The 24,892-nt window shown below is 40.5% G+C and carries 26 protein-coding genes; 2 read left to right on the top strand and 24 right to left on the bottom strand.

Annotated features, from left to right (window positions below; all coding sequences use genetic code 11):
- Positions 1-7 precede the first annotated feature (7 nt).
- Positions 8-1,006 (bottom strand): uroporphyrinogen decarboxylase family protein, encoded by a 999-nt coding sequence (locus HMPREF3112_RS03585; RefSeq protein WP_049546144.1) that lies wholly within the window; start codon positions 1,004-1,006, stop codon positions 8-10.
- A 381-nt stretch (positions 1,007-1,387) separates the two neighbouring features.
- On the opposite strand from HMPREF3112_RS03585, the gene HMPREF3112_RS03580 reads away from it, so the two are divergent.
- On the top strand, positions 1,388-1,870 hold the full coding sequence (locus HMPREF3112_RS03580) for a glutathione peroxidase (protein ID WP_049546145.1): 483 nt from the start codon (positions 1,388-1,390) through the stop codon (positions 1,868-1,870).
- A gap of 107 nt (positions 1,871-1,977) precedes the next feature.
- On the opposite strand, the gene HMPREF3112_RS03575 is transcribed toward HMPREF3112_RS03580, so the two are convergent.
- The 22 genes from HMPREF3112_RS03575 to HMPREF3112_RS03470 form a co-directional block, all read right to left on the bottom strand.
- A complete protein-coding gene (locus HMPREF3112_RS03575) occupies positions 1,978-2,238 on the bottom strand; it encodes a SemiSWEET family transporter (RefSeq protein ID WP_002885327.1) in 261 nt (86 codons plus the stop codon).
- Positions 2,239-2,533: 295 nt separating this feature from the next.
- The gene (locus tag HMPREF3112_RS03570; protein ID WP_070438125.1) at positions 2,534-3,679 is read right to left on the bottom strand and encodes an FtsX-like permease family protein; all 1,146 of its coding nucleotides are present in this window, start codon (positions 3,677-3,679) and stop codon (positions 2,534-2,536) included.
- 3 nt (positions 3,680-3,682) lie between these two features.
- On the bottom strand, positions 3,683-4,363 hold the full coding sequence (locus tag HMPREF3112_RS03565; RefSeq protein WP_070438122.1) for an ABC transporter ATP-binding protein: 681 nt from the start codon (positions 4,361-4,363) through the stop codon (positions 3,683-3,685).
- Positions 4,360-4,935, bottom strand: coding sequence for a TetR/AcrR family transcriptional regulator (locus HMPREF3112_RS03560; RefSeq protein WP_070438119.1), 576 nt, complete (start codon positions 4,933-4,935; stop codon positions 4,360-4,362). Before HMPREF3112_RS03560 ends, HMPREF3112_RS03565 begins: the two co-directional genes overlap by 4 nt.
- A gap of 151 nt (positions 4,936-5,086) precedes the next feature.
- The gene (locus tag HMPREF3112_RS03555; RefSeq protein WP_070438117.1) at positions 5,087-6,010 is read right to left on the bottom strand and encodes an aldo/keto reductase; all 924 of its coding nucleotides are present in this window, start codon (positions 6,008-6,010) and stop codon (positions 5,087-5,089) included.
- A 206-nt stretch (positions 6,011-6,216) separates the two neighbouring features.
- The gene (locus HMPREF3112_RS03550; protein WP_070438114.1) at positions 6,217-6,819 is read right to left on the bottom strand and encodes a nitroreductase family protein; all 603 of its coding nucleotides are present in this window, start codon (positions 6,817-6,819) and stop codon (positions 6,217-6,219) included.
- 129 nt (positions 6,820-6,948) lie between these two features.
- Positions 6,949-7,809, bottom strand: a complete 861-nt coding sequence (locus HMPREF3112_RS03545) for a VOC family protein (protein ID WP_070438111.1) — start codon at positions 7,807-7,809, stop codon at positions 6,949-6,951.
- Positions 7,810-7,944: 135 nt separating this feature from the next.
- Positions 7,945-8,394 carry an Rrf2 family transcriptional regulator gene (locus HMPREF3112_RS03540; protein ID WP_070438381.1) on the bottom strand — a complete coding sequence of 150 codons (450 nt, stop codon included), beginning with the start codon at positions 8,392-8,394 and terminating at the stop codon, positions 7,945-7,947.
- Between the two features lie 180 nt (positions 8,395-8,574).
- Positions 8,575-9,438 (bottom strand): alpha/beta hydrolase, encoded by an 864-nt coding sequence (locus tag HMPREF3112_RS03535; RefSeq protein WP_070438109.1) that lies wholly within the window; start codon positions 9,436-9,438, stop codon positions 8,575-8,577.
- Complete coding sequence (locus tag HMPREF3112_RS03530; RefSeq protein WP_070438106.1) at positions 9,425-10,717, bottom strand: PTS sugar transporter subunit IIC; 1,293 nt, start codon at positions 10,715-10,717, stop codon at positions 9,425-9,427. Before HMPREF3112_RS03530 ends, HMPREF3112_RS03535 begins: the two co-directional genes overlap by 14 nt.
- A 187-nt stretch (positions 10,718-10,904) precedes the next feature.
- Positions 10,905-11,537, bottom strand: a complete 633-nt coding sequence (locus HMPREF3112_RS03525) for a nitroreductase family protein (RefSeq protein WP_048675313.1) — start codon at positions 11,535-11,537, stop codon at positions 10,905-10,907.
- A gap of 90 nt (positions 11,538-11,627) precedes the next feature.
- Complete coding sequence (locus HMPREF3112_RS03520; protein ID WP_070438103.1) at positions 11,628-12,314, bottom strand: YoaK family protein; 687 nt, start codon at positions 12,312-12,314, stop codon at positions 11,628-11,630.
- A 143-nt stretch (positions 12,315-12,457) separates the two neighbouring features.
- A complete protein-coding gene (locus HMPREF3112_RS03515; RefSeq protein ID WP_049554070.1) occupies positions 12,458-12,712 on the bottom strand; it encodes a type II toxin-antitoxin system RelE family toxin in 255 nt (84 codons plus the stop codon).
- Positions 12,702-12,917: a type II toxin-antitoxin system RelB family antitoxin gene (gene relB, locus HMPREF3112_RS03510; protein WP_070438100.1), complete on the bottom strand. Its 216-nt coding sequence runs from the start codon at positions 12,915-12,917 to the stop codon at positions 12,702-12,704. The genes HMPREF3112_RS03515 and relB overlap by 11 nt, the downstream gene beginning before the upstream one ends.
- Positions 12,918-13,050: 133 nt before the next feature.
- Positions 13,051-13,893: an aldo/keto reductase gene (locus tag HMPREF3112_RS03505; protein WP_070438097.1), complete on the bottom strand. Its 843-nt coding sequence runs from the start codon at positions 13,891-13,893 to the stop codon at positions 13,051-13,053.
- Positions 13,894-14,025: 132 nt separating this feature from the next.
- Positions 14,026-15,027 (bottom strand): UDP-glucose 4-epimerase GalE, encoded by a 1,002-nt coding sequence (galE, locus tag HMPREF3112_RS03500; RefSeq protein ID WP_070438094.1) that lies wholly within the window; start codon positions 15,025-15,027, stop codon positions 14,026-14,028.
- 129 nt (positions 15,028-15,156) lie between these two features.
- Positions 15,157-16,767 carry a glucan 1,6-alpha-glucosidase DexB gene (dexB, locus tag HMPREF3112_RS03495; RefSeq protein WP_070438091.1) on the bottom strand — a complete coding sequence of 537 codons (1,611 nt, stop codon included), beginning with the start codon at positions 16,765-16,767 and terminating at the stop codon, positions 15,157-15,159.
- 232 nt (positions 16,768-16,999) lie between these two features.
- Positions 17,000-18,304 carry a sensor histidine kinase gene (locus HMPREF3112_RS03490; RefSeq protein WP_070438088.1) on the bottom strand — a complete coding sequence of 435 codons (1,305 nt, stop codon included), beginning with the start codon at positions 18,302-18,304 and terminating at the stop codon, positions 17,000-17,002.
- Entirely contained in the window at positions 18,301-18,954 is a 654-nt protein-coding gene (locus HMPREF3112_RS03485; RefSeq protein ID WP_048790036.1) for a response regulator transcription factor, read from the bottom strand. The genes HMPREF3112_RS03490 and HMPREF3112_RS03485 overlap by 4 nt, the downstream gene beginning before the upstream one ends.
- 71 nt (positions 18,955-19,025) lie before the next feature.
- Complete coding sequence (locus tag HMPREF3112_RS03480) at positions 19,026-20,402, bottom strand: ABC transporter permease (RefSeq protein ID WP_048790035.1); 1,377 nt, start codon at positions 20,400-20,402, stop codon at positions 19,026-19,028.
- 13 nt (positions 20,403-20,415) lie between these two features.
- Positions 20,416-21,048 carry an ABC transporter ATP-binding protein gene (locus HMPREF3112_RS03475; protein WP_048790034.1) on the bottom strand — a complete coding sequence of 211 codons (633 nt, stop codon included), beginning with the start codon at positions 21,046-21,048 and terminating at the stop codon, positions 20,416-20,418.
- 15 nt (positions 21,049-21,063) lie between these two features.
- Positions 21,064-22,323 (bottom strand): ABC transporter permease, encoded by a 1,260-nt coding sequence (locus tag HMPREF3112_RS03470; RefSeq protein ID WP_070438085.1) that lies wholly within the window; start codon positions 22,321-22,323, stop codon positions 21,064-21,066.
- A 221-nt stretch (positions 22,324-22,544) separates the two neighbouring features.
- Between HMPREF3112_RS03470 and HMPREF3112_RS03465 the strand changes: the two genes are divergently transcribed.
- Positions 22,545-24,029, top strand: coding sequence for a DUF1846 domain-containing protein (locus HMPREF3112_RS03465; RefSeq protein ID WP_048675286.1), 1,485 nt, complete (start codon positions 22,545-22,547; stop codon positions 24,027-24,029).
- 221 nt (positions 24,030-24,250) lie between these two features.
- Here HMPREF3112_RS03465 and HMPREF3112_RS03460 read toward each other — a convergent pair whose 3' ends face one another.
- Positions 24,251-24,595: a hypothetical protein gene (locus HMPREF3112_RS03460; protein WP_002885337.1), complete on the bottom strand. Its 345-nt coding sequence runs from the start codon at positions 24,593-24,595 to the stop codon at positions 24,251-24,253.
- Between the last annotated feature and the right edge of the window lie 297 nt (positions 24,596-24,892).

Raw genomic sequence — 24,892 nt, 5'->3', positions numbered from 1 at the left:
CTTTTTCTTACAAAATTGCTGCTTCACGTACCCATTCAATACGCTCATGGTTAATATCACTTGGAATCGTGCAATCAGCACCAATGATTAACCCATGAGTTCCAGTATCAGTAATAATCTCCCTAACCTTTTCTTGAATAGCTTTTTTAGTTCCAGTATATAGAAGACCATCTTTTCCATTTTCAAACCCACCAAGAACTGTACGACCTCCAAAAATGTTACGGCCTTTTGCCAAACTAATTCCCTCAGGACCAACCGCCCAATTAACTACCTGAGCAGGATAATCTTTAAAGAGTTCGATGTTATTGCGGGCCCCTTCGTAACCACAAATATGTAGGATATTGTGACCCTTGGCCTCATTGGCTGCATCTAAAACCTTTAATTCACTTGGAGCAATGATTTCCTTATAAATCTCAGCGCTAACACGATTATCTTGAATACTTTGAACACTTAGGTAAATACCATCAGCACCAGCTTCTTTAATCACTCTCTGACTAAGACTTGCAATGTCTTCTCCAATAACATCTAAAACATGCTTCAAAGCTTCACGGTTTTCCTCAATGTAATCTGCTATGGCATCATCACCACCCGAAACCTTTCCAACTAACCATTTAAAATAAGTAACCGGAGCGAAGATATTGTAAATTGCAACAATATCTTCGGGAAAATCAGCAATCAAACTTTTTACAAGTTCAACTTGAGCAGAAATCCAAGGATGATTTGCACCTAAAGGTTCAATTGTTTGCAAATCACTGATTGACTTAAAGTCTTTAAAAGCAGGCTGTGGATATGCAAAGAAACCATCACTCATCAATTTAACAAAATCAGGTTTGACTTCTTCTATAAATTTTTTATGACCAGCCTTATTTTTATCAATAATTTCTGGATTTTCAAAACCATGTAACCACTCTGCTTCAGTAGTAAAATGATGCCAAAATCCCACCGGGACACGATCAACACTTTCTCCACGAAATGCTTTCAAAACTAACTCTCTTTTTTCTGACATAAGAATCTCCTTTTCTCTTATCCTAATATCAACAGCTAATGAACATACCTAAAATACTTTCAACTCCTATTATCACTAGCTGCTTCAAAACTGAATGACATTATCTTATCAGAGATTATCACATCCGAAAAATAAAGAAATTTTATCCTGGGTTATAAATTTAATTTATGAGTGTAACATTCAAATCCCCTTTAAACCTTGTGTTATATACTCTAGAGCAATATATCTCCATTTAGTATCATCACAATTAGTAATAAGTAAACCTAAATCAAAGATAAAGAATTACTATCACCAACTTAATTTAGTCTCTATTCTTCCCGAATAACCCTTCTCTGACTAACTTTGATATAATAGTCTCAACTAAACCAAAGGAGGTTTCCTATGACAACCTTATACGATTTTACAGTTTCAGATCAAGCTGACCAGCCCGTATCCCTAAATGATTATAAGGGCAAGGTCGTCTTAATCGTCAATACAGCAACAGGTTGTGGTTTGACGCCACAGTATCAGGGCTTGCAGGAACTCTATGATAAATACAAAGAACAAGGATTCGATATTCTTGATTTTCCTTGTAATCAGTTTATGGGGCAGGCACCTGGTAGTGCTGAAGAAATCAATACCTTCTGCACCCTCAATTACCATACAACCTTCCCTCGGTTTGCCAAAATCAAGGTCAATGGTAAGGAAGCAGAACCACTTTTTGATTGGCTAAAACAAGAAAAATCTGGACCGCTTGGGGCTAGAATTGAATGGAACTTTGCTAAATTTTTGATTAACCGTGAAGGTCAAGTCGTCGAACGCTTTTCTTCCAAAACTGATCCACTAAAAATGGAAGATGCTATCAAGGCTCTTCTTAGTAACTAAAAACAAAAAACGAGAGTGAAACTAGAACGACAATCTTTGACTGTCGCTAGTTTTGCTCTCGTTTTCTGCGTTAAGAAAAATAGTATAGAAAGAAATTTTGCTTTATTTTAGAACAAAGCTGTCAATGCTGTAATTAAACCAAAGATAATACCTGGTGCATTGGCCGCAGCAAGGGGAAGGTCACGTTCTTTTTTAAAGAGACCATAGTAAACCCAAAGGCTACAGTTGACTGCAGCTACCAATGGTTGGATAAAGTTTCCTTTATGACCAGACAAATTGTCCATGATTTGTGGTACGTATGATACATACATCATAACTGACATGAAGGTTGCCACCCAACCAAGGGTTTTCATTTGTTTATCTGACATTCGAGACTCCTCTTTCATAAAATTCTTTTTGCCTTGTACATCTAGAAATATTTCAAGACATGTTTTAAAGCACTAAAATTAAAACAGTGTCTATCATACGCTTTAACAATAGAGAATGCAAGAATTTCGGGACAATGTTAAGAAGATGTAAACTATCACAAGATTGTGATAGTGCATTTAGTCTCTTATGTAGCGTTTTCATAGTAGAAAAAGACCTCGTGAAGAGGTCTAAAGTCAATGAATCTACTATTTTTTCTCATCAAAAAGCACTGATATTAAGGATTACTGTCATAAATTATTCTGCTAGAAGCACTTCTTTAATGGTTTGTTTTTGGAGTTTTCTGTTGGATAGATAAAAGAGGCTTTCGTAAACCACAGCAAAACCAAGCAAGGTCCAGAAGCACACATTCCCATCAAAGTGATGCTCAATCTTTTCAGGAACCGTATCTTTGATCACACCGATCAAAATTTCCATGATGCCATATTGGTAAACCGTCCCAAGAACAAATCCTAGATAAGCCCAAAAACGATAGGGAGCGAGAATATGACTTTGGCATTCACGATTGGTGTAGCCAAAAGCCTTCATCAAGGCCAAGGTTTCACGACTTTCTGAGACGACAATCCCCAATGACAAAAAGAGAATCGAGAAAGAAAGGATCAAGCCAATCATAATCATCATGGTTTGGATGATGTCATCTGTGTAATCCCTGAGGCCAAAGGACAATTGAACCATAGCCGCGAAACACATGGATCCAAAGACCACAAAGAACAAGATAGATTTTCTCCCCCAAATCAGTGACGAAGACAGCTCTTTTAAGAAAGATTTGTCTTTCTTGGAAGCCTTCTTTCTCCTTTGGACCTTGATCGGACTTGGGGACTTTTTCAATAAGCGAAGAGCCGGCGTTTGTAGTTGTCTTCTAGCATAGCCAATCGCAAGAACCATAAAGAAGCTCGTTGGCAGGATTACCAAAGCAAGCAAGAGCTGCCAATGAAAATGAATGGTAATTTCTGGCAAAATCCCCTTCTCATTACGGAAGTCGTAAAAATGTCCCATCATGAGAAATGAAGTGAAATAGCCAAGAAGCGCTCCAGCTCCAAAACTGAGTCCAAAGGCCCAAAATCGTTTCGCCAACTGGCCATTGCTGTAGCCCAAGGCCTTTAAAATCCCTAATTGTTCCTTGTGGTCATCAACAAATTGTTTGATATAAAAACACATGAGAAGGACCGACGTCAAGGACAAGACAACCCCACTGACCATGGCCACCATCCAGGAAAGCGAGACCTGGGCATCATAGTAGGTCTGCATCATGGGATTGGTTTTAGAAATCTCCAACTGCTCGATATCCAGGTAAAAATTCAAGAAGAGATTGGCCACAAAGACCGCACAAGCCCCAATGATACTAACGACAACTAATTTTCGAATATCTTTTACTGAAAACATGACTTACCATCCAATCTCAAAGGCAGTCTGAGGCTGATCATTGGTCACAACTTCGGTAATCTTGCCACTATTGACACGAATGATGGTTCTAGCCATATCCGCTATATTTTGGTTGTGCGTCACCATGATGAGGGTAAAGCCAAGCTTCTCCTTTAATTTCCAAATATAGTCGAGAATTTTTCGCCCTGTTTCTTCATCCAGGGCTCCCGTCGGCTCATCTAAGAAAAGAATCTCTGGCTTTTTGGCCAAGGCTCGGGCAATGGAGACTCTCTGCTGTTCCCCACCCGACAATTCACTCGGATATTTGTCCAGCTTATCGCCAAGCCCCAAATCCTCGATGATCTGCAAAAAATCATGATTGTCTGCCAGGTCAGCTCCCATCTTTACATTTTGTCTGACCGTTAGATTCGGCAATAGATAATACTGCTGGAAAATAAAGGCAATCTTCTCACGTCTAAAGGCTGTCAATTGAGCATCCGTGAGTTGTGATAAATCTTGTCCTTGAATGAGGATATGCCCCTCGTCTACCTTTTCTAATCCTGATAACACATTTAAGAGAGTTGATTTCCCCGATCCAGAAGGGCCAAGGATAACCACATCATCCTGGTCTTGAATCTGCAAATCAATCCCTTTTAAAACCTTAGTTTGGCCGTAACTTTTGTGCACATTTTCTAGTTGAATCATTTCTTTCCTACCATTTCTTTGATGAGAGATTGACAAACCTCTGTCAGTAATCCAATCACTTCTTCCATGCTGAACTGATAAATGCCAGAAGCAACCATAGAGGCCATCCCGTGTGAGTAGATAAATAAATGCTGGTACAAGCGACTAGCCTCCTCTAACGTCAATGGATAGTCTGCGACAATCGATTCCAGAACCAATTGGTAGCTATGATCCTTCATGGGAAGAAAATCTTGAAAGCGACGAATCGGATCTTTGCTAGGATTTTGGAAAAGCAACTGAAAGAGTTGGGGATCTTTTGAGGCGAACAGGATATAAGCAACCCCGACAGATCGAAAAGGCTTCTCATCTTCTAAAGCCTTTCGTATATATTCCACCACTACCATTTCCGCAGCAACAATAACCTCTGCTTGTAACTCAGCCATATTTGCAAATTGCCCAAAAATGACCCTTGGCGTGGCTCCCAGTTTCTCCGCTAATGCTCGAGCCGTCAAACTAGCCATGCCCTCTTCTCTCACCAATTGTAAAGCTGTCCCAATCATAGCTTCTTTACTAAATTTAACCTTTGGTGGCATAAGACTCCTTTCGCGCAACGATTGTTGCGCAACACTTGTTTCCTAAAATAGTACCATAATAAAGAAAGACTTGTCAAGAAAAATCTATAAAGCATAAAACAAAAAAAACAGCCCACTAATACAAGTGAGAGCTGGTCTACTAACAACTATTCTAAGGCAAATCATTACCTGCAGCCAAGTAGATTTGGTACCATTCCTTGCGCGTTAGGGTAACGGTTACTGCTTTCCCCGCTTCAAGGACATGCTGGGGTTTGGTCGTTCCGATGACGGCCTGCATCTTACCTGGATAACGGAGGACCCAAGCTAGGGCAATGGCTGTCGGAGTGACTTGGTATTTCTTCGCCAAGTCATTGAGGACCTGATTGAGGGCTACAAACTCTTCCTTGCCGACAAAGTTCCCTTTGAAATAGCCATGCTGAAGGACAGACCAGGCTTGAATCACCGTATCGGTTAAGCGGCAATACTCAAAGACACTGCCATCTCGCACGGCTGCTTTTGGCCCTTCCATGTTGACATGAAAACCAGCTTCAAAGCTCGGTGTAAAGGCGGCACTCAACTGCAACTGGTTGACCTTGAGGGGTTGTTTGACAGCTGTTTTGAGCAATTCCATCATCATAGGATTTTGATTGGACACCCCAAAATGACGGACCTTGCCAGCTTGCTCCAAGTAATCAAAAGCTGCTGCCACTTCTTCAGGCTCCATGAGGGCATCCGGTCGGTGAAGGAGGAGACTATCTAAGCGCTCGATCTGGAGGCGCTCGAGGATGCCATCGACAGAGTCCAAAATATAGTCCTTAGAAAAATCAAAATAAGTAAAACCATCTTTGCGAATCCCACACTTAGACTGGATCCACATCTGATTCCGAAGATCCGGACGGCGCTTGAGAACCTTTCCAAGCAAGACCTCACACTGGCCATCACCATAGATATCTGCCAGATCAAAGGTGTTGATCCCAATCGACAAGGCTGCCTCCACCAAGGCCTCCACCTCATCTTCACTCATCTGACTAATCCGCATCATCCCAAGGACAATGGTTGATAAACGCTCATTTTCAGCAAAATCAATATACTTCATCTCTGTCTCCTTTTCTGTATCTCTATTGTAGTGAAAAGGGTTTCAAATCTCAAGTTTTAGCTTTCATTTACAATTTATCTACGAACTGGTCTTAAAATCGAAAAATAACAGGATTTCTCAACCCTGCTAATTTTTTGTCTTATCATTATGATTTTGTTCAGTCAGTATGTAGCCTACTGGCAAGCTGACTGACTAAATTAAAGTGATTATTTGTCGCCAAAAACTTTGAAGCGACCTTCTGTTTGGATGTCTTTATCTCCTGCTGGTGCAACGATTTGACCAAATGGCGCTTGAGCACGGAGTTTCCAGTTAGCTGGAATGTCGTATTTTTCAGCCAATTGGGCATCAACAAGTGGATTGTAGTGTTGTACGTTCATGCCGATATTCTTCTCAGCCAAAGCCAACCACGTTGCATAAAGAGCGATTCCGTGACCTTGCTCTGACCAAATTGGGAAGTTTTCAACGTAAAGTGGGAATTGCTCTTGAAGGCCTTTCACTACATCTTGATCTTCGTAGAAGAGGATTGTTCCCTTAGCTTGGGCAAAACCTGCCAAACGTTCTTTTGTTGCCTCAAAAGCTTCTGCTGGCGTTACTTTTTCAAGCTCTGAATAAGCGATTTCATTCCAGAAAGCATCTGATTCTTCATCCAGCAAAATCACCACACGTGATGTTTGTGAGTTGAAGGCTGTCGGTGTGTTAAGAACAGCCCCTTGAATGGTTTCAATCAATTCTTGGTTAGAGAGCTCAAGGTCTTTTCCCAAAGCATAAATTGAACGGCGTTTTTTTTGTAAGTCTGTAAAGTAGGTCATAGTTATTCCCTCTTTCTTTGTGATGAATGTTAATTGTTAAAATTGTTAAGCTTACTTGTAATAACTTTGATTACAATAACCATTATAGACCTTTCAAATGTAATGTCAATAGTTACGACTCGAAAATCACTAATTATTTATATTTTTTCTTACCCGTGTCAAAATACCATCATTATCCTCGAAGATTAACGCATTAGAAGATAACCATTTGACCTCTGCTCCACGATTCTTAGCACGTTCTGCTATGGTAATCAAATCTTCTTTGTCTTCTACTTCAAGGACGTAGTAGGCAAGACCAATCATCCCTTTGTCACGTTTGGCTAAGTTTTTGCCACCCCATTCATTGACAGCCAAGTGGTGATGGTAATCACCTGAAGCAATCCAACTAGCACTTGAAATGGTAAACTTATCTGCCAGCTCCAAAACATCCTGATAGAAAGCCGTTGCTAGCTGACTATCTTTGACCGATAAATGAATATGCCCCATACGAGTATCCTTAGCTATTACAAAAGACTCAACCTTGCGTCCCATCTCGTAAATTTCTTGAGCTGATAGTTCTTCTGTTACACCAACGATGCGACCATCCTCACGAATATCCCATTCAGCAACAGGCTTGTCTCTATAGAGCTCAATACCATTGCCTTCAAGGTCTTCCAAATAAAGGGCTTCACTATAACCGTGGTCAGCTGCACCGACAAATGGATAATCTAGCTCAGCAATATGTTTGAAAACATCTGCCAAATCCTCGCGAGATGGCAACAAAATTGCCATATGGTAGAGACCATAACTGGACTTGACCGCTTCCTCACGATTGGTTTCAATCAAGTGAACTAGCGGCTTGTTTCCAGCACCCAAAACAATTTCTGTTGCAGTTTGAGATAGGATTTCAAGTCCTATAACCTGTGTATAAAAGGCTGTCTGACGTGCCAAGTCCTTCACATTGAGTACCGCTTCTGCGAGGTAAATCTTACTATTGTAGTCGTATGTCATATGTTTTTCTCCTTTGTTGTAATCTTTTGTATGACAATATTATACTTGGTTAGATTGTAATGTCAATTATTACAACCTATAAATAAAAAAGAAACCGAAAAACTTTCGATTTCTTAGCGTTTACTGACTAAACTATCAAGCTCCGGCTTCTTTCCAGTTTGCCTTGGCATCTTTTAAAATACTAGCCAGGGTTTTCTTTTCAAGCTCTTTTTCCATTGCCATTTGAACGTCTTCTAGGCTTTGGTCCAAGATCCCATGAATATTTCGTCCTACTGGACAGGCTGGGTTAGGATTGTCATGGAAACTAAAGAGTTGACCACTTGGGCCGATACTATCCACAGCACGATAAACCTGAAGAAGGTTAATTTCTTCTGGGGCCTTGAGCAAGCTAGCTCCACCTGTTCCCCTTTGAACTGAAATTAAGTCTGCTTTCTTTAGTTGCGACAAGGTTTTACGGATAATAACTGGATTAACCCCCACACTACCTGCCATTAAATCACTGGTTAGCTTAGTTTCATTTCCCTTATTTTGTGCTATAAGGGTCAAAATATGGACAGCAATGGTAAAGCGACTTGGAATTTGCATATCAGAACCTCTCATTCATCTTTTTCTTTTCAATCAATTATAACAAAACCAACGTTGTAAAACAAGGAGTTACAACAACTTAAAGAGTTAGTCTTACACTAAAAAAATAGAGCCATCGTAGACTCTATTCTTTTGTATTTGATAATAACTAACTAGACTAATAATACATAGTATTATAGCCTATTGAGGTTCTAGATTGGTCTTTTGCTTCTTACGAACACCTTGTCCTTCGATATGTTGTTTGATTAGTTCCACTACTTCATCATTGGTTGGTAAATCCGAGTGTTGGGCATCTTCACCTGTAACAGTGATTTCAGTATAACTTTTTGCCTGATTCTGATAGATATATTTCCCAGCGGACACACTAGCATCGGGAACCAATTCGTCCGAATCATAGGTGATGGTTCCCGCTACCGAATAGACATGTAGGGTAGCCGGAATATTCTCCTTAGCAGCTATAAAGTCTGCTAGCATGACCGATTTATTTTTAATATTGGTTTCAGTGAAATTATAGGGCGTTCCGATAGTCATCAAAGAATTTATCTTGACATCGTAGTCGCTAAGATAATTTTCAATAAAAGCTGTATAAATCAAGCCACCATTTGAATGCCCCAACCCTTTAAAATTATTGAAATTATATTTATTCTGCAAGGCTTCAAATGCCTGATTCATCATCTTGGTTTGTTTCTTGATATTGTTATAGCCATCTTTGTTATTCTCAAATCCAATAACAATGACTGGCTCGTTATCCTTATCCTTGATTTTACCCTCAAAGGTGATACGCCCATTGTTCCAGACCTTGACTTTGAGAAGGCTATGCTTGACGCCAGGACGATCCTGATTGAGCTTACGCACCAGGCCGTCGAATCTATTTTCCGTAGCGGAGCTCCCTGGAATCATGATAATGGGAGACAATTTTGAATTATAGAAAGTCTCGATTTCCTTGACATTTTTTCTAGTCCAACTATAGGATGGGACAGCTAGCCCAATGAGAAAGACAGCGACAAGGATAAAGACCAACTTCGTTTTTTTACTGAACTTCATTGCTTTCTCCTTCCTCTTTCAAACCGTGTTGCACCTTATTAGACAGATGAACAAAGGGAATAAAGATAGCAACATCAACCGTAAAACAGAGCAGGCTAACAGCAAGTGCCCGCAGACTACCACCAGTTCCAATAAAGGCGTAAAGAAGACTTGGTGTACCATCTGGAACTGGATAAACCGCAGCTGGCATAAGATGGATAGACAAGGCCACCGCAGCAATGCCCATATTGATTATAGGTGCCAGTAGGAAAGGAACCAAATAAACTAAATTAAGCAAGACTGGTATCCCCACCATAAATGGAGCACCATTGTTAAAGAGACTAGGAAAGACACTTAGAAGACTCACCTTCTTATCCTTATAACTGGTTGATGCTAAAAGCAGAGCCACCAAGAGGGCTAGCCCTGAGCCAATGCCAGCAACCAAGCCATAACTATGATAAAGATTTGTTAGTGTGTAAAGGTGGGGAAGCCCAGTCGTCGTATGATGGGAAACAGCATAGGTCAAATTTTCCAAGGCAAAACTATCCTCGGCAATTGAATTTAGGGCAAAAGCCTGACTATTTCCAATCCAAGCAGAAAAAGTGTTCAAAAGTCCCATCATAAAGGTTGAGAACAGGTGATTATCAGTTACAGTAAAGGTAGAGGTAACCTGCCTAATCGTCAGAAAAACATTATCTTGCTCTCCAATCACAAAGAGAATGTTAAGTCCAATAGCTAAAATGAGTGACAAAAAAATGGGACGGACGGTCTTTGGTTGATAAATATAGTCCTTGTCCACAATCTGATCATCACTAGCTCTTGAAAAGCGAAAAATCTGGCCAACCAGATAGCCCACAAAGATAGCCAACATAATGTTGATTGAAGCCGGTAAATTGATGCGAGTCAAAACACCATCGTTTAGCGGTGACAGCAACAGCTCCTGCGATCCTATAATTAAGCTAACCAAAAGGGATGTCACACCAGCTGTACCAGTACTTCTACCATAGTGACCAGCTGTGTATTTTCCTGCAAAGTAGGTTGATAAGGGCCCAGCTAAGCCACCAAGAAAGTTGGAAAGATTAATGAGCACCTGCCCAGTTATCTTAAAGGCCGGTAACCAGTCAGAAACTGAAAACAATTGATTAATATAACCAAGCTCCGAAAAGACAGATAGTGAAATCACCCGAATAATTCCTGAAAATAGGAAAAAGGGAAAGAGCGAAACCAAAGTTTTCTGCGTAATTTGGACGAAGCCTCGCTCACGAAACCAGAGAAACCTCTGGACCAAATAGTTTGTCATAAAAGACTCCTAGTAAAAGGCAAAATAAACTTTACATTCAACGTTTTTCTTCATTATAACACAAAGGAAAAGGACTTACCTTAATCATGGGTTAAAGCAACTACCTAATCTTACTAAAAACACTTAGCTATCTTTTAATACAAAAAACCGTAAGCCTCCACTTCCGAGACTTACGGTCAATTATTTATTAAGCAAAAGTCGTCACATCAGAAGCATCCAGACGAACAGACTCAAAGCCTTCTTCATTGGCTTTCCCAAGAGCAATGAGCAAAACTGGTACATGACGGTCTTCATCAAGTCCAAAGGCTTTGGCAAGCCCATCTTTTTTATAACCACCGATAGCGTTGGTATCATAACCATAAGAACGAGCGACCAACATCAACTGCATGGCAGCAAGGCTAGCATCGATGTGGACAATTTCATTCATCATTTCGCGAGGAGCATTTTCATACATTGGCACAATGCTTGACAGTTGTTTTTCTTTGACTTCTTCAGGCATTTTTCCTTGAGCAACAGCCTTACCGTAGATATCTTCAGCTCTTTCTTGGCTCTTCAAATCGGCAAAAATAAGAACCATGGCTGATGATGTTTTATTTTGCAAACCATTGTAGCTGACGAAAGGTGTCAATTTTTCCTTGCCCTCTTCGCTATCAACGACGACAAAACGCCAAGGTTGCATGTTAACTGATGATGGTGCTGTGACAGTTTTATCTAGGATTTCCAACAGTTCTTCTCGCGGAATCTTAACAGATGGATCAAAATTACGAATGGAACGACGGTTATAAACGATATCTGAAAAATCATTGCTTACTACAGGCATCTTATGTCTCCTTTTTTTGATTAAATGAAAATAATATAATCAAAATTATAACACAAGACAATTGTTATCAAAAATATTTGCTACAGACGACTAAAGATTAGTTTCCTTGAGCCCTAGCCGTTTCACTTCAGATGAATAGTAAACCATGATGGTAATAAGACTGAGTGTGATTACCCAAATTGACTTAAGGTGCACAAAATGCATCAGAACGGCTGAGACGATAGCACCAACGACAAAGCTCCCTACGATAAAGCTATAATTGACAGCCTGACGACGATATTCTCTCTGATCACCACTTCCCTGAATGGCATAATAGAGGGCCGTTAACATCCTTCGATAATTTCCTGAGGTCATAAATATCACGAAGGGATGATTCTCAATCTGACTGCCAGTAAAAGTCTTCATCATGATACCTGCAGAAAAAGCGATAATCGGGAGCTCAATCAAGGCATTTGAAGGTAGAAAAGGCAGGATAGCTGTCATCACACAAAGTGGAAGAAGACCATAAACACGCCAATAGGCACTCTTACGATGGTCTTTAAACCATATGCCAAAAAGAAAGCCTAAAGAAAAGAATAAGATTGAAAAGCAACGCAACAAGTTATAGTACATACTACTGTTTCGCCAGTCAGCGACCAACAAAAGGATATTCCCAGTCTGCGTAGCAACCAAGCTATGGTAGTACATATGACAAAAGACATCCAAGGCCCCTCCTGAAAAACTCAACAAATTAGCCATCAGACGCGTATTTTGAGGAAGAAGGTTCCGCGATTCCATAGCATAACTTCCCTTCTAATAGTAATTGATATGATAGCCTTATTATAGCAAATTCGGGCACACACAGTATAAAAAACAACCCTCACAAGTTGCTTCTATCCTATTAAAAATTAACGGAACCTAGGATATTCTATGTGTTGATGCTAATAGATATCACGTCTATGACCGACTTCGAGGGCAAGTATGATTAGTTCATTGTCCTGAATATTGACAATAACACGATAGGCACCAATACGATAGCGCCATTGTCCAGTGCGATTGGCAACTAAGGCCTTACCCTTGGCTCTTGGATTCTCTGTCACGCGATTGAGATAAGCCTTAATTTGTTTCCTAACAAAAGGATCCAACTTTTTAAAACTTTTGGCAAATTTAGGGGTGGGTACTATCTTATAGGTCATCCCAATTTAGCACCTCCCCACCATTTTCAAGATAGTCTTCATATTCTACCAATGCCAAATCGGCTACTCTAGCGTCATATTCATCCTCAATGGCTTCTAAAGTTTTGGTACGAATTAATTCTGACAAGGATACCCCTTCAAATTTCGCAATGGCCTGCATGAACTTCTTATCTGCCTCTGAAACCTTCAATGTAATTGTTGTCATATCCTTAACCTCGTTCTCTTTTGTAACACCATTGTATTACCACTCCTCCTTTTTGTCAATTTTGATAATAGGTTCATACTTTTATTCGTAAAACAATAGAAAAAGCAACCCTTACGAGTTGCTTGCAATTCTATTAAAAATTAACTGTATCAGGATCATCCTGAGTTTTAATGCCTTGAATCTTATCCAATACTGCCATATCTTCCTCTGACAAATCAAAGTCAAAGATATCCAAGTTGGCTTCGATATTTTTTGCTGTCACTGACTTAGGTAGTGGCAAGAAACCTTTTTGAAGGCTCCAACGTAAGGCAACTTGAGCAACAGATTTTCCGTTACGTTCAGCCACTGCTTCTACGTCTTCATTTCCAAAAATGCTACCAGTACCTAGTGGACTGTAGGCTTCAAGAAGAATATCACGCTCTTGGCAATAGGCAACCAAATCTTCTTGGGCACAACCTGGAGCCAGAAGAATTTGATTGACATGTGGCACAATTTCAGCCGTTTCAAGGAGAGCATCAAGGTGATGCTGCATAAAGTTAGACACACCGATAGCACGCACCTTACCATCTTTGTAGGCTTCTTCCATTGCCTTCCAAGCACCTGCATTGCCAACCTTCCAAGCATCATTCTCACGAAGAGCCTTTGGATTAGGCCAGTGGATGAGCAAAAGATCCAAATAATCCACACCTAGTCTTTCAAGAGACTCGTCGATAGAGGCCTTAGCCAAATCGTAATCGTGCTTGTCATTCCAGAGTTTAGTCGTTAGGAAAATATCCTCACGCGCCACATCACTATCTGCAATCGCCTTACCTACAGAAACCTCGTTACCGTAGATTTGAGCCGTATCAATATGTGTGTAACCCGCCTTAAGTGCGAAACTAACGCTGTTATAAGCTTCTTCCCCTTCTGGAATCTGCCAAGTCCCAAAACCAATTTTAGGAATCGTAACGCCATTTGAAAGTGTATATGTTTCCATCCTGTTCTCCTTTTCAAGTTGTAACAGAATTATCTTAAAGGATATAAGATAAAATTGCAAAGATTTGCTATGGTGTCTAGAAAAAACTCCAAATGGTAGTTTATGACCAGATGGAGCTCCTATTGCTTATGATTAATCTCTATCATCATAGCCTTTTGGATGGCTTGAATGCCATGCCCAGGCACTTTGGATGATTTTTTCGATATTGTCAAATTGTGGTTTCCAGCCTAGCACTGTACGAGCCTTTTCAGAGGATGCAATCAATGTATCCGGATCACCAGGACGACGATCAGCCTTCTCAGCTGGGATTTCCTTACCTGTTACCTTACGAGCTGCTTCAAGGATTTGAAGGTTTGAAAAACCTGTTGAAGAGCCTAGGTTGAAGGCTGTTGACTCATTTCCTTTGCGGAGATATTCCACTGCCAAAAGGTGGGCATCCGCCAAGTCGAATGGATGCACATAGTCACGAACGTTAGTCCCGTCTGGAGTATTGTAGTCGTCACCAAAAATCATGATTTTCTCACGAACCCCTTGAGCCACTTGGAGAATAATTGGCAAGAGGTGGGTTTCAGGACCGTGATCCTCTCCGATAGAACCATCAGGTTTGGCACCAGCGACGTTGAAGTAACGAAGTGGCACATATTTAATACCATAAGCTTTATCAGACCACTTCATGATAGTTTCCATCATCAACTTACTTTCACCATATGGGTTGATAGGATTTTGTGGTGTTGTTTCAAGAATTGGAATTTCTTCTGGGATACCGTAAGTTGCTGCTGTTGATGAGAAGACAATGTATTTAACACCGCATTCGTTCATGACTTCAAGCAACTTCACCATACCAGCAGTGTTATTGTCGAAATACTTAAGTGGCTTTTCCATAGACTCAGCCACAAGTGAGTAAGCCGCAAAGTGAATAACGGCATCGACATCAGGATTTTCCTTAAAGACCTTACGCATAAAGTCCTGATCTGCCAAATCTCCCTCGTAGAATACCGCGTCTGGATGGACTGCCGCACGGTGACCCGTCACCAAGTTATCCACGACAACGACTTTTTCTTGGCCCGCTTCAACCAAACGGTCCACCATGTGAGAACCGATGTAACCAGCCCCACCTAAAACTAAGATTGCCATAAAATTTACCTTTTTCTTATTTTTCTATTATTATAACATAATTCTAGTCTACAGGACTAACCTGAGTTAAGTAAGGGGAAAGAAGATAAAAAATGGTCATCAACAGTTAGTTGACAACCATTTTTCTTTCTATTTCACCTTGACACAAAGGGCATCCCAGGCTTGGAGTTTGCCTTGGTCAGCGATTGGTTTCAGTTCGGTATTTGCGATGACGACTTCTGCGACATCAAAATCATAATCAAAGTCTTGTTCTTGGTCTGATAGATTAACCACAACCAGATAGCTACTATCTTGAGTCTTACGGATATAGGCAAAAACCTTATCAGCAGTCTCTAAAAGTTCAAAGTCAGCATCAATTAGCCAATCCTGTGTTTTACGAAGCTCTACGAGCTTCTGATATGTATAGAAAATTGATTCTGGATTGGCAAGGGCTGATTCAACATTTATGTCCTTATAGTTTGGATTAACAGGTAACCAAGTCTTATCCGATATGGTAAATCCAGCATTTTTAGACGTATCCCATTGCATTGGTGTTCGAGCATTGTCACGACCCACCTGACGGATTTGGTCCATGATAACTTCTATCGATGCCCCTTTTTCGAGAGCTTCTTTGGCATAGTTGAGAGATTCAATGTCATTCAATTCTTCCAAAGTTCTAAATGGATAATTGGTCATGCCGATTTCTTCACCTTGATAAATGTAAGGTGTTCCTCTCATCAGATGAAGGAGGATAGCCAAGGCCTTGGCTGACTTCTCACGATAGACACCAGTATCTCCCCACATTGAGAGAATACGAGGCAGATCATGATTATTCCAAAAAAGTGAGTTCCACCCTTGTCCCAATTCTAACTCGGTTTGCCATTTATTAAAAATAATCTTAAGTGCTGAAACATCCAACTCCTTCTCATATTCCCATTTAGGGCTATATGGCTTATGCTGAAGTCCAATATGTTCAAACTGGAAAACCATGGAAAGTTCTTGATTATCTGGATTTGAATACTGTTTAGCAATTTCAGGTGTTGCTCCCCAGGTTTCACCAACGGTTAGAAGGTCGTGCTTTCCAAAGCTTGCCTGGTTCATCTCCTTGATGTAATCGTGAAGTTTTGGACCGTTTGTATCAATCAGTTGATCTGGGATCTTACCAATCATATCAATCACATCCATGCGGAAACCACCGATTCCCTTATCAATCCAGAAATTCATCATGTCATAAACTTTCTGGCGCAACTGTGGATTTTCCCAATTGAGGTCTGGCTGTTTCTTACTAAAGAAATGCAGATAATATTGGCCTGAGGTCTCATCATATTCCCAAGCGGAGCCACTAAAGATAGATACTAACTCATTAGGTTTGTCTCGCCAGATGTAGAAATCTCGTTCAAGACTTTCTGGATTTTCACGCGCTTCGATGAACCATGCATGCTCATCAGACGTATGGTTAACCACCAAGTCCATAACAATTTGAATATCACGCTTCTTGGCTTCCGCCAAAAGCTCATCCATGTCACTCATATCTCCAAAAATATCTGCAATAGCCTCATAGTTAGCGATATCATAGCCATTGTCATCCATTGGACTGTCATAGACAGGCGAAAGCCATAGGGCTGTTATTCCAAGTTTTTGCAAGTAGTCTAACTTACTGGTAATCCCCTTCAAATCACCAATGCCATCACCGTTGGAATCCATGAACGACTTGGGGTAAATTTGATAAATTGTAGCTTTATGCCACCAGTATTTTTGCATAATTCTACTCCTCGTAGTTATTATTATCGTGAGTCTGATAGTTCTATTTTACGTTTTTCTAGAAGTTATGCAAGCGTTTTTTTTTTGTTGTTTAAAACATTTCAATGATCTATACTCCAGACTCCTTAAACTTTTGGTAATATTAAAAAATAATAGAGTTGAAATGTAAGGTCAGCCTTTGCTTATTTAACAATACAAAAAAAACGATGGTTAATACCTTAACCATCGCTTTTTACTTTTTGGGCAAGACCATAACAAAGCGCCTCCCCGTAGAACTTTCTTCAAATCTATAGCTAAGTTCCTCATGCTCTAAAAGGTATTTGACCACAAAAAGGCCTAATCCTCCTTCTTTCTTAGACTGAGCTTTAGTTGAAATATTTTCTTTAGATACACTCGTATTTTCAATGACAAAATCAGTTCCTTCATTTTCTAAACCTATTCGAATCACTCCACCCTTATCAGAATGCTTGACTGCATTACTGATGATATTTGAGAGAACCAATTTCAAAATAGGTAAATTCATGAAAATACTAGTTGCCGGAAGATAATTGTCAATTGATAGGGAGCGATTCTCAACCAACACTTGATTTTGAGTGAGTATGCGATTTACCACATCATCTAACTGAATCCACTCCTTATCACCACCTAATTCTTGAACAGAAGATAAAGACAGGATCTCTAGGACAATCTGGTTCATCTCATCGACGATGTCAAGAGAAACTAATAGGTAGCGGTCCCGATCCTTGTAGCGACCAATTTTATCTCGCATATTTTCTAGGATAATCTTCAAGCTGGCCAGAGGCGTCTTGAGCTCATGCGAGGCTCCCCGTAGGAATTCCACCTTCATCTGCTCCAACTTCAGATTTTCCTGTTTCTGCTGCTCTAGATTGTCGATCACCTCTAAAAGATGATGATAGAGGTCGTTGATCTGTTGCTTGAGGACGCCGATCTCATCCTGCGAATGAATGGGGAGACTGGCTGTCCGATCCAAGCGTTTCATCCGCTTGGTCATCTGCTTGATCTCAAGGATCGGAGCAGAAATCAGGCGGGCATAGAGATAAGAGGCAATCAGCGATAGAACAAAGGAAGCAAGGAGACTATAGGGAAGAAAGCCCAGACTGATGTCCTGCGCTTCCTTTTGCGAATCGACGGTCGCTAAGAATTGCAAGGTTAAGTCTTTCCCTTCCTTGGTATGAATCTTTCGCTCTTCAATGACCAGGGAATTATTCTGGCTGTCAGGGTTCACGAGCAGGTCATCCTTGACCTCTATGGCATTTTGTTTTTCCTTGCCCTTGATAGACACCTTGATATCATTGGTCTTGGAATAAAGGTCGATGACCGACTCAATGGTCCCTTCTTCCTGCCCCTGGAAACTCTTGGCCAGGGCCTGGGATTTCTTCAAAATCGTCTGTCGCTGAGACTCGATATAGGACGAGGGGAAAATAAAGTAAACCGAAGCATGTAGAAGGATGACTAAGCTACTAAATAGGGCAAAGGTGATCAGAAAGATTTTTGCAAAGATACTCCGTTTGGTCATGGTCTCTCCAATTTATAGCCGACATTGCGTACCGTAACGATACAGTCCAGCTCCAGTTTTTTTCGTAGCTCCTTGATATAGACATCAATCACCCGGTCAAAAGGAATCTCCTCCGTCTCCTTCCAGACGGCATCGAGGATCTGAGAGCGGGTCCGGGCCTTGCCCTCATGCTGGAGCAAGTATTCCAAGATTTCCAACTCCTTGGCATTCATGGAAATGGCTTGGCCTGCTAGGCTGGCTGTGTAACTCTCAAAATCCACCCGTGCCTCTCCATAGGTGAAGACCCGGGAAGGTTGAAGCTTTTTAAAAATAGCTTCGATACGGACCTTCAAGAGGGACAAGGAGAAGGGTTTTTCCAGATAGCCATCTGCCAACTCTCCAAAGGCCGTCAACTTATAGTCCTCGTCATGGAAGGCCGTCAGCATGAGGACAGGGACTGAGCTAGTCTTCCGAATAGTCTTGAGGACTTCCAAGCCATTGAGGATAGGAAGCTGGATATCCAGTAAGACTAGATCTGGCGTCTCTCTGTGAAAGAGATCCAGGGCCTCCTGCCCATCGCCTGCTTCAAAGACCTCATAGCCACATTCCATGAGATAGTCGCTCATCCCTTCTCGAATCAGGACCTCATCTTCTACGATTAGTATCTTCATACATTATCCTTTTCATCTATATATAGTCGCTTTCTTTCATTATACCGCTTTTTATAGGTGCAGCAAACTTATCATTCAACATCAACTAAGAGGTCTTTGGGTTTCTTGTGAAGAAGCCAGCGAGAAGAAATCAAGGATACCAAGCTTAAGATAAAGCCACCGACTAGAATGACTACCAAAAGTTGCTTAGGTTGGACTGTCATATGAATCTGAGTCAGAGTCTTACTGAAGCTCTCTGCCTCAGCCCCTCCACCGAGATTTGCAGCTAGAGATTCTTTGGTCATTTGCTTATTGATACCTTCCGTAACATTGGAAAGGACTGTTTTACCAACTTTTTCGGCAAAGAAACTCGCTAAACCATATGATAAAAGAAAGGCTGGTAAGGCAATCATCAGTAATTCCATTAAAAATTGACCCGCAACCTGTGTCTTTTTAAGTCCCAAGGCCAAAAAGATACCAACTTCTCTACGACGAGCATTTAACCATAAAATCAACAGAAGGGTTAGCAATAAACTTGTAAAAATGAGACTTCCAATAAACATACGATTTGCTACACGATACATCCCAAGAATAGATTCCTGTAAAGCAGGGTAGTTTGATGAACTCTTAACAAGATCGTAGAGGGTCCAGTTAATGTCCAACTTTTGAATCTTTGCTATCAAGGAATCAATATTTTGATCACCTTTAGCAAAGAAAGTGGCATCCTCATAAGTGGCAGTTTCTACGGTATTACCATAGAGTTTTGCAGCTGTGTCTAGATCAGTGATGAGGGTGTTTTCATACAACTCCTGAGCATAGGTAACGGCAGCTTGATTTTGACCAGAAAATAAACCTTTGATAGTCACTTCTACTGTTTCATCAGCCCTTTTTTCGTTATCAGCATCATAAAGATTAGATTTAAGCTTGACTTTATCTCCTACATTAAGACCATTCTTTTTAGCTAAACCTTCGTGCATCAAGATTTGATTATGGTCCTTATCGGTTAGATGTTCTCCTTCAACTAGTTTATAAGCACCTGAAACAAATTTATCTTCTTTTGATGAGTCATTGACTCCTGTCAACATCAAGGTAGACTTAAAATTTTTAGCACGTTCTGGCGATTGATTTTGTAGCGTTTGCTCTGTTTCAATAATCTCATAATCTAGTAAATCACCAATACCATTTATCCGTTTAATAGTCGAAACAATTCCTTTAGTCTCACTAATCTTTTTAATATCTTCTCCCTTAAGATTTCCAGCCCCTCGAGGAGTTCCAGGATTCGTGTTACGATTAATCTGCATTGAAAAACTATTGGTAATTGCCCCTAGACTCTTGGATGCAGCTTCTTGGGTTGCACTTCGCATAGCAAGTCCTAACAAACTAAGAGTACTCATCAAAAGAATAATAGTTAACAGTAATAGTGACTTTGACCATTTTCGTGTAATATATGCAAAAGCGTTTCGAAACATAAGAGCCCTTTCTTTATTTTTTCTTTTCTATGAGTTGTTTCTTATTCAACTCTAAAACCACATCAGATGCCTGAGCAACTTCCTTACTGTGCGTGACAACTATAACACATTTTTGGCGATCTAAGGCCATTCTTTTAAGGATAGCAATAATATCCTTGGCAGTTTCGTCGTCTAGATTTCCTGTCGGTTCATCTGCTAAGATAATCGGAGCCTCTGAAACCAAAGCCCGTGCAATAGCTACGCGTTGTTGTTGCCCACCTGAAAGTTGCAGGACATTTCGATTAATTTGTTTTTCATCTAATCCCAATTCAGAAAGTATCTTCTTATCAGCATTTTTATTAACAAGTCGTACATTTTCTAAAGGTGTAAGATAATCAATGAGATTGTAATTTTGAAAAACAAGCGCAACATGGTGTCTACGATGATAACTAGAGCTTTTTTTCTTGATATTTTCTCCGTTAAACAAGACCTGCCCCTTCTTGGGATAATCAAGACCTGCCAAAAGGGAAAGTAAGGTCGTTTTTCCCGCTCCAGATTGCCCAATAATACTATAAAATTTACCTTTCTCGAAACGATAATTCACCTTCGAGAAGATAGCTTCACTTTTATTTTGATAACTATACGTAACATCTTTGAGTTCTAACATAGTGTTCCTTTCTCCTTAACTCATATTAGATAAGATTTCTTTTGGAGTTTTGCGCCAAATGAGACCTGTTGTCACACCGAGCGATAATATTACCAAGACTAGAAGACATAGATAAGATAGCCCTAAAGGTAGTCCCTGAGGAATTTGATCTAATAACTGAAGAGCCTGTTGCTGCCCTTGCTGTCCTATAAATTCTTGCAAAAACAGTCGACTTAGTAGCCGTCCAATAGCAAGGGCTGGTAGCAAAGACATAAGGGACACCAACAATATCTCCATAAGAAATTGAGCAAAAATGCGTCCCTTGCTCTTCCCAATTGCTAAAAGAATACCTATCTCATGATTTCTCTCACGCGTCCATAGTGCCATTAAAAACGAGAGGATACCTGCTCCTGTAACAATTAAACTAATCATCATCGTTCTGACGATTCCTTGTAGCGCTTGAGACGATTCCTTCAAGGAGTCAAAAGCCTTTCGGTCCTCGTCCAAACGTAGACGATACCAATCGATATCTAATTGTTTCACTTGTTTAATGACTTGGTCGATTCTATCTGGATTCTTAATACCAAAGGATAATTTTGTCACTAACTTATCAGTCAAATTAAGCAGTTGGCTAGCGTCCTCATAATGGAGGAAGACTTGATTTTCACTTAAATCTGAGGACATTCCAGTAAATGTCTCCTCCTTCTTGCCAGAAAAAATACCAACGATATCAAAGGTCATTTCCTTAGCACCACTTTCAGTCATCTGAAAATTTGACAAGGTCAGCTTGTCTCCGACGCTTAGCTTATTTTTCCTAGCAAGCGATTCATGAATCATAATTTGCCCTTTAGCAGATAAGTGCTTCCCTTTAAGGAGTTGAAAAGCACCACTCCTAAAATCAACACTTTGCCCTGTTCCCTTAGTGAAAGTGGCCCCCAAGGCTTGATTAGCCTCATTATCAAGGTCATCACGTTCCACCGTTTGTTTTCCTGTAACGACCTTCTTATCGATTAGTCGTACTGGGCTTATATATTCAGGTATCGTTGTCATCACATCAGATAGATGACTAATCTTTTCCCCCTCTTTCCAGGAAAATGCACTGCCTCTTTCTTTACTTACCAGAGCAAAACTTGCCCCACTTGACTTCCTGATTTGTGCTTTCATTCCTCCACCAACTTGCATAAGAGAGAAACAAAAATACAAGCAAGATAATATCAAAAATAAAATGAGAAAAAGGATAAAATTCCGCGTTTTTTTGCGAAAAATATAAGCAGTTGCCTGTTGTAAGAGAACCATCTTCCACCTCCATTTAAGACATTAGCCCTCAGCTATACCAAAGATAAGTGAGGATGCTTTAATTTCTTATTCTAATTATAGACGACAAATGTGAAACCTTTATGAAATTAAATATTCTAATCATGATTGACTTTAAACTCTTTTTCTCCAACAAATCGACTTTCGCTAATAGCATTTACCTTCGGCATTTGATATAATTTTTCTCAGAGGTATTTTTATTTATGAAGAAACAAGCTTTTAGTTCTGAACAGTATTTGAATCTGCAACGCGACCATATTTTGGAGCGTATTAACCAGTTTGACGGGAAACTCTACTTGGAGTTTGGTGGTAAAATGTTGGAAGATTTCCACGCTGCTCGTGTCCTTCCTGGTTATGAGCCTGACAATAAAATCAAGCTCCTTCAAGAGCTTAAAGATCAGGTTGAAGTGGTTATCGCCATCAATGCTAACAATATCGAGCACTCTAAGGCTCGTGGTGACCTTGGCATTTCCTACGACCAAGAAGTCCTTCGTTTGATTGATAAATTCAACGAGCTCAATATCTATGTGGGTTCTGTTGTTATTACGCAGTATTCAGGTCAACCTGCAGCCGATGCTTTCCGTAACCAATTGGAAAAAAATGGCATCACGTCTTACATCCACTACCCAATCAAGGGCTATCCGACGGATATGAACCATATCATTTCTCCTGAAGGTATGGGGAAAAACGACTATATCAAGACCAGCCGTAACCTTATCGTCGTTACAGCTCCTGGTCCTGGTTCTGGTAAATTGGCAACATGTATGTCTAACATGTACCACGACCAAATCAATGGCATCAAATCAGGTTATGCAAAATTTGAAACCTTCCCAGTTTGGAATTTGCCACTTCATCACCCAGTCAACTTGGCCTATGAAGCTGCCACTGCCGACCTTGATGATGTCAATATGATTGACCCATTCCACTTGGAAACTTATGGCAAAACTACGGTAAACTACAACCGTGACATCGAGATTTTCCCAGTCCTCAAACGTATGCTTGAGCGCATCCTTGGTGAGTCACCTTACGCTTCACCTACAGATATGGGTGTTAACATGGTTGGTTTTGCCATTACGGATGATGAGGCTGCCAAAGAAGCTTCCAAACAAGAGATTATCCGTCGCTACTATCAAACCGTCCTTGATTTCAAAAATGAACGTGTTCCTGAGACCGCTGTCAAAAAGATTGAGTTGCTCATGAACGATCTTGGCATTACTCCTGAAGATCGCCAAGTGGTCGTTGCAGCACGCGCTAAGGCTGAAGAAACAGGTGGTTCTGCCCTTGCGCTTGAATTGCCAAATGGCCAAATTGTCACTGGTAAAAATTCAGAACTCTTTGGTCCAACTGCGGCTGCTTTAATCAACGCTATCAAGACTTCTGCAGGTATTGATAAGGATACTAAACTTATCGAGCCTGAGGTGGTTAAACCTATCCAAGGTCTGAAAATTGACCATTTAGGTAGCCGTAACCCTCGCCTCCACTCAAACGAAATCCTCATTGCCTTGGCCATCACAGCTGCTAACAATGCGGATGCGGCGCGTGCCATGGAGGAACTAGGTAACCTCAAGGGGTCTGAAGCCCACTCAACCATCATCCTTACTGATGAAGATAAAAATGTTCTCCGTAAGCTTGGTATCAATGTGACCTTCGACCCTTACTATCAATACGACAAATTGTATCGTAAATAATGCATGACTAGAAACAACAAAGACCTCAGTTAGTAAAACTGAGGTCTTTTAGAATTGCATTTAGTTGGAGAAAGAAAAAAGGGAAACTCTATCGAGTTCCCTTTTTGATAACCCACTCTTTCGTCTCGACCCGTTCCCAATGAAAAGGGAGTGGCCTAGCATTATTATGAAAAAGTGAGTTAAAGGTATCAAACAGAGGGCTAAGCCACTCCCGATTCTAATCAGCCTACGATTTCTAACTTGAGAAAAGGTAAGCTAAAAAGCAAAATTATAGTAGATAGGACTGCCACAAGTGGGAGGTAACGGCCTCCAACAAGATAGAGTAACAATGGCGCTATCGCTATGAAACGATTTAGAAAATTGCTAGTAACACGAACGGTTTGTCCGTCCTCAACGGTAATGGTGTTAGACTTGTAACCCAACTTTCCGACACTCAAACGAGCTTTCGACGATGGTAGGGAAACGCTCACGTCTTCCACTCCAGAAACTGTCCCCACAAGACTACTGTCTACGCGAATAGGACTCTTTCTAGCTACCTTGCTCGCTTCAATTGTTATACTAGCCACTAGCCATCTCCTTTTCCTATCTTTCCACCTATATTATACACTTTTTAAAACGCTTACACAAGTGAAATGACTGTTAAATCAGGATTTCTTGAAAATGGTTTATGTTTTCAAAAGTTCTTAAAACGCTTTGAGGGACTTTGGAAATATTGGATTTTAAATAGTAAAAAGGGCACAGTCCTATCTAATATAGAACTGAACCCTTTCCTATAACAATTTGTCTATCCTGTTGGGATAAGTGCCTGAGGGGGATAATATTCCTATACGGGAATGGTGGCACTTTCCCTACAAAAGAGCAAA

Source organism: Streptococcus sp. HMSC10E12 (assembly GCF_001807855.1).
In the GTDB taxonomy this organism is placed as follows: Bacteria; Bacillota; Bacilli; order Lactobacillales; family Streptococcaceae; genus Streptococcus; species Streptococcus salivarius.
Note: the sequence above shows the minus strand (reverse complement) of the source record. Positions and strands in the feature narration are given on the sequence as shown.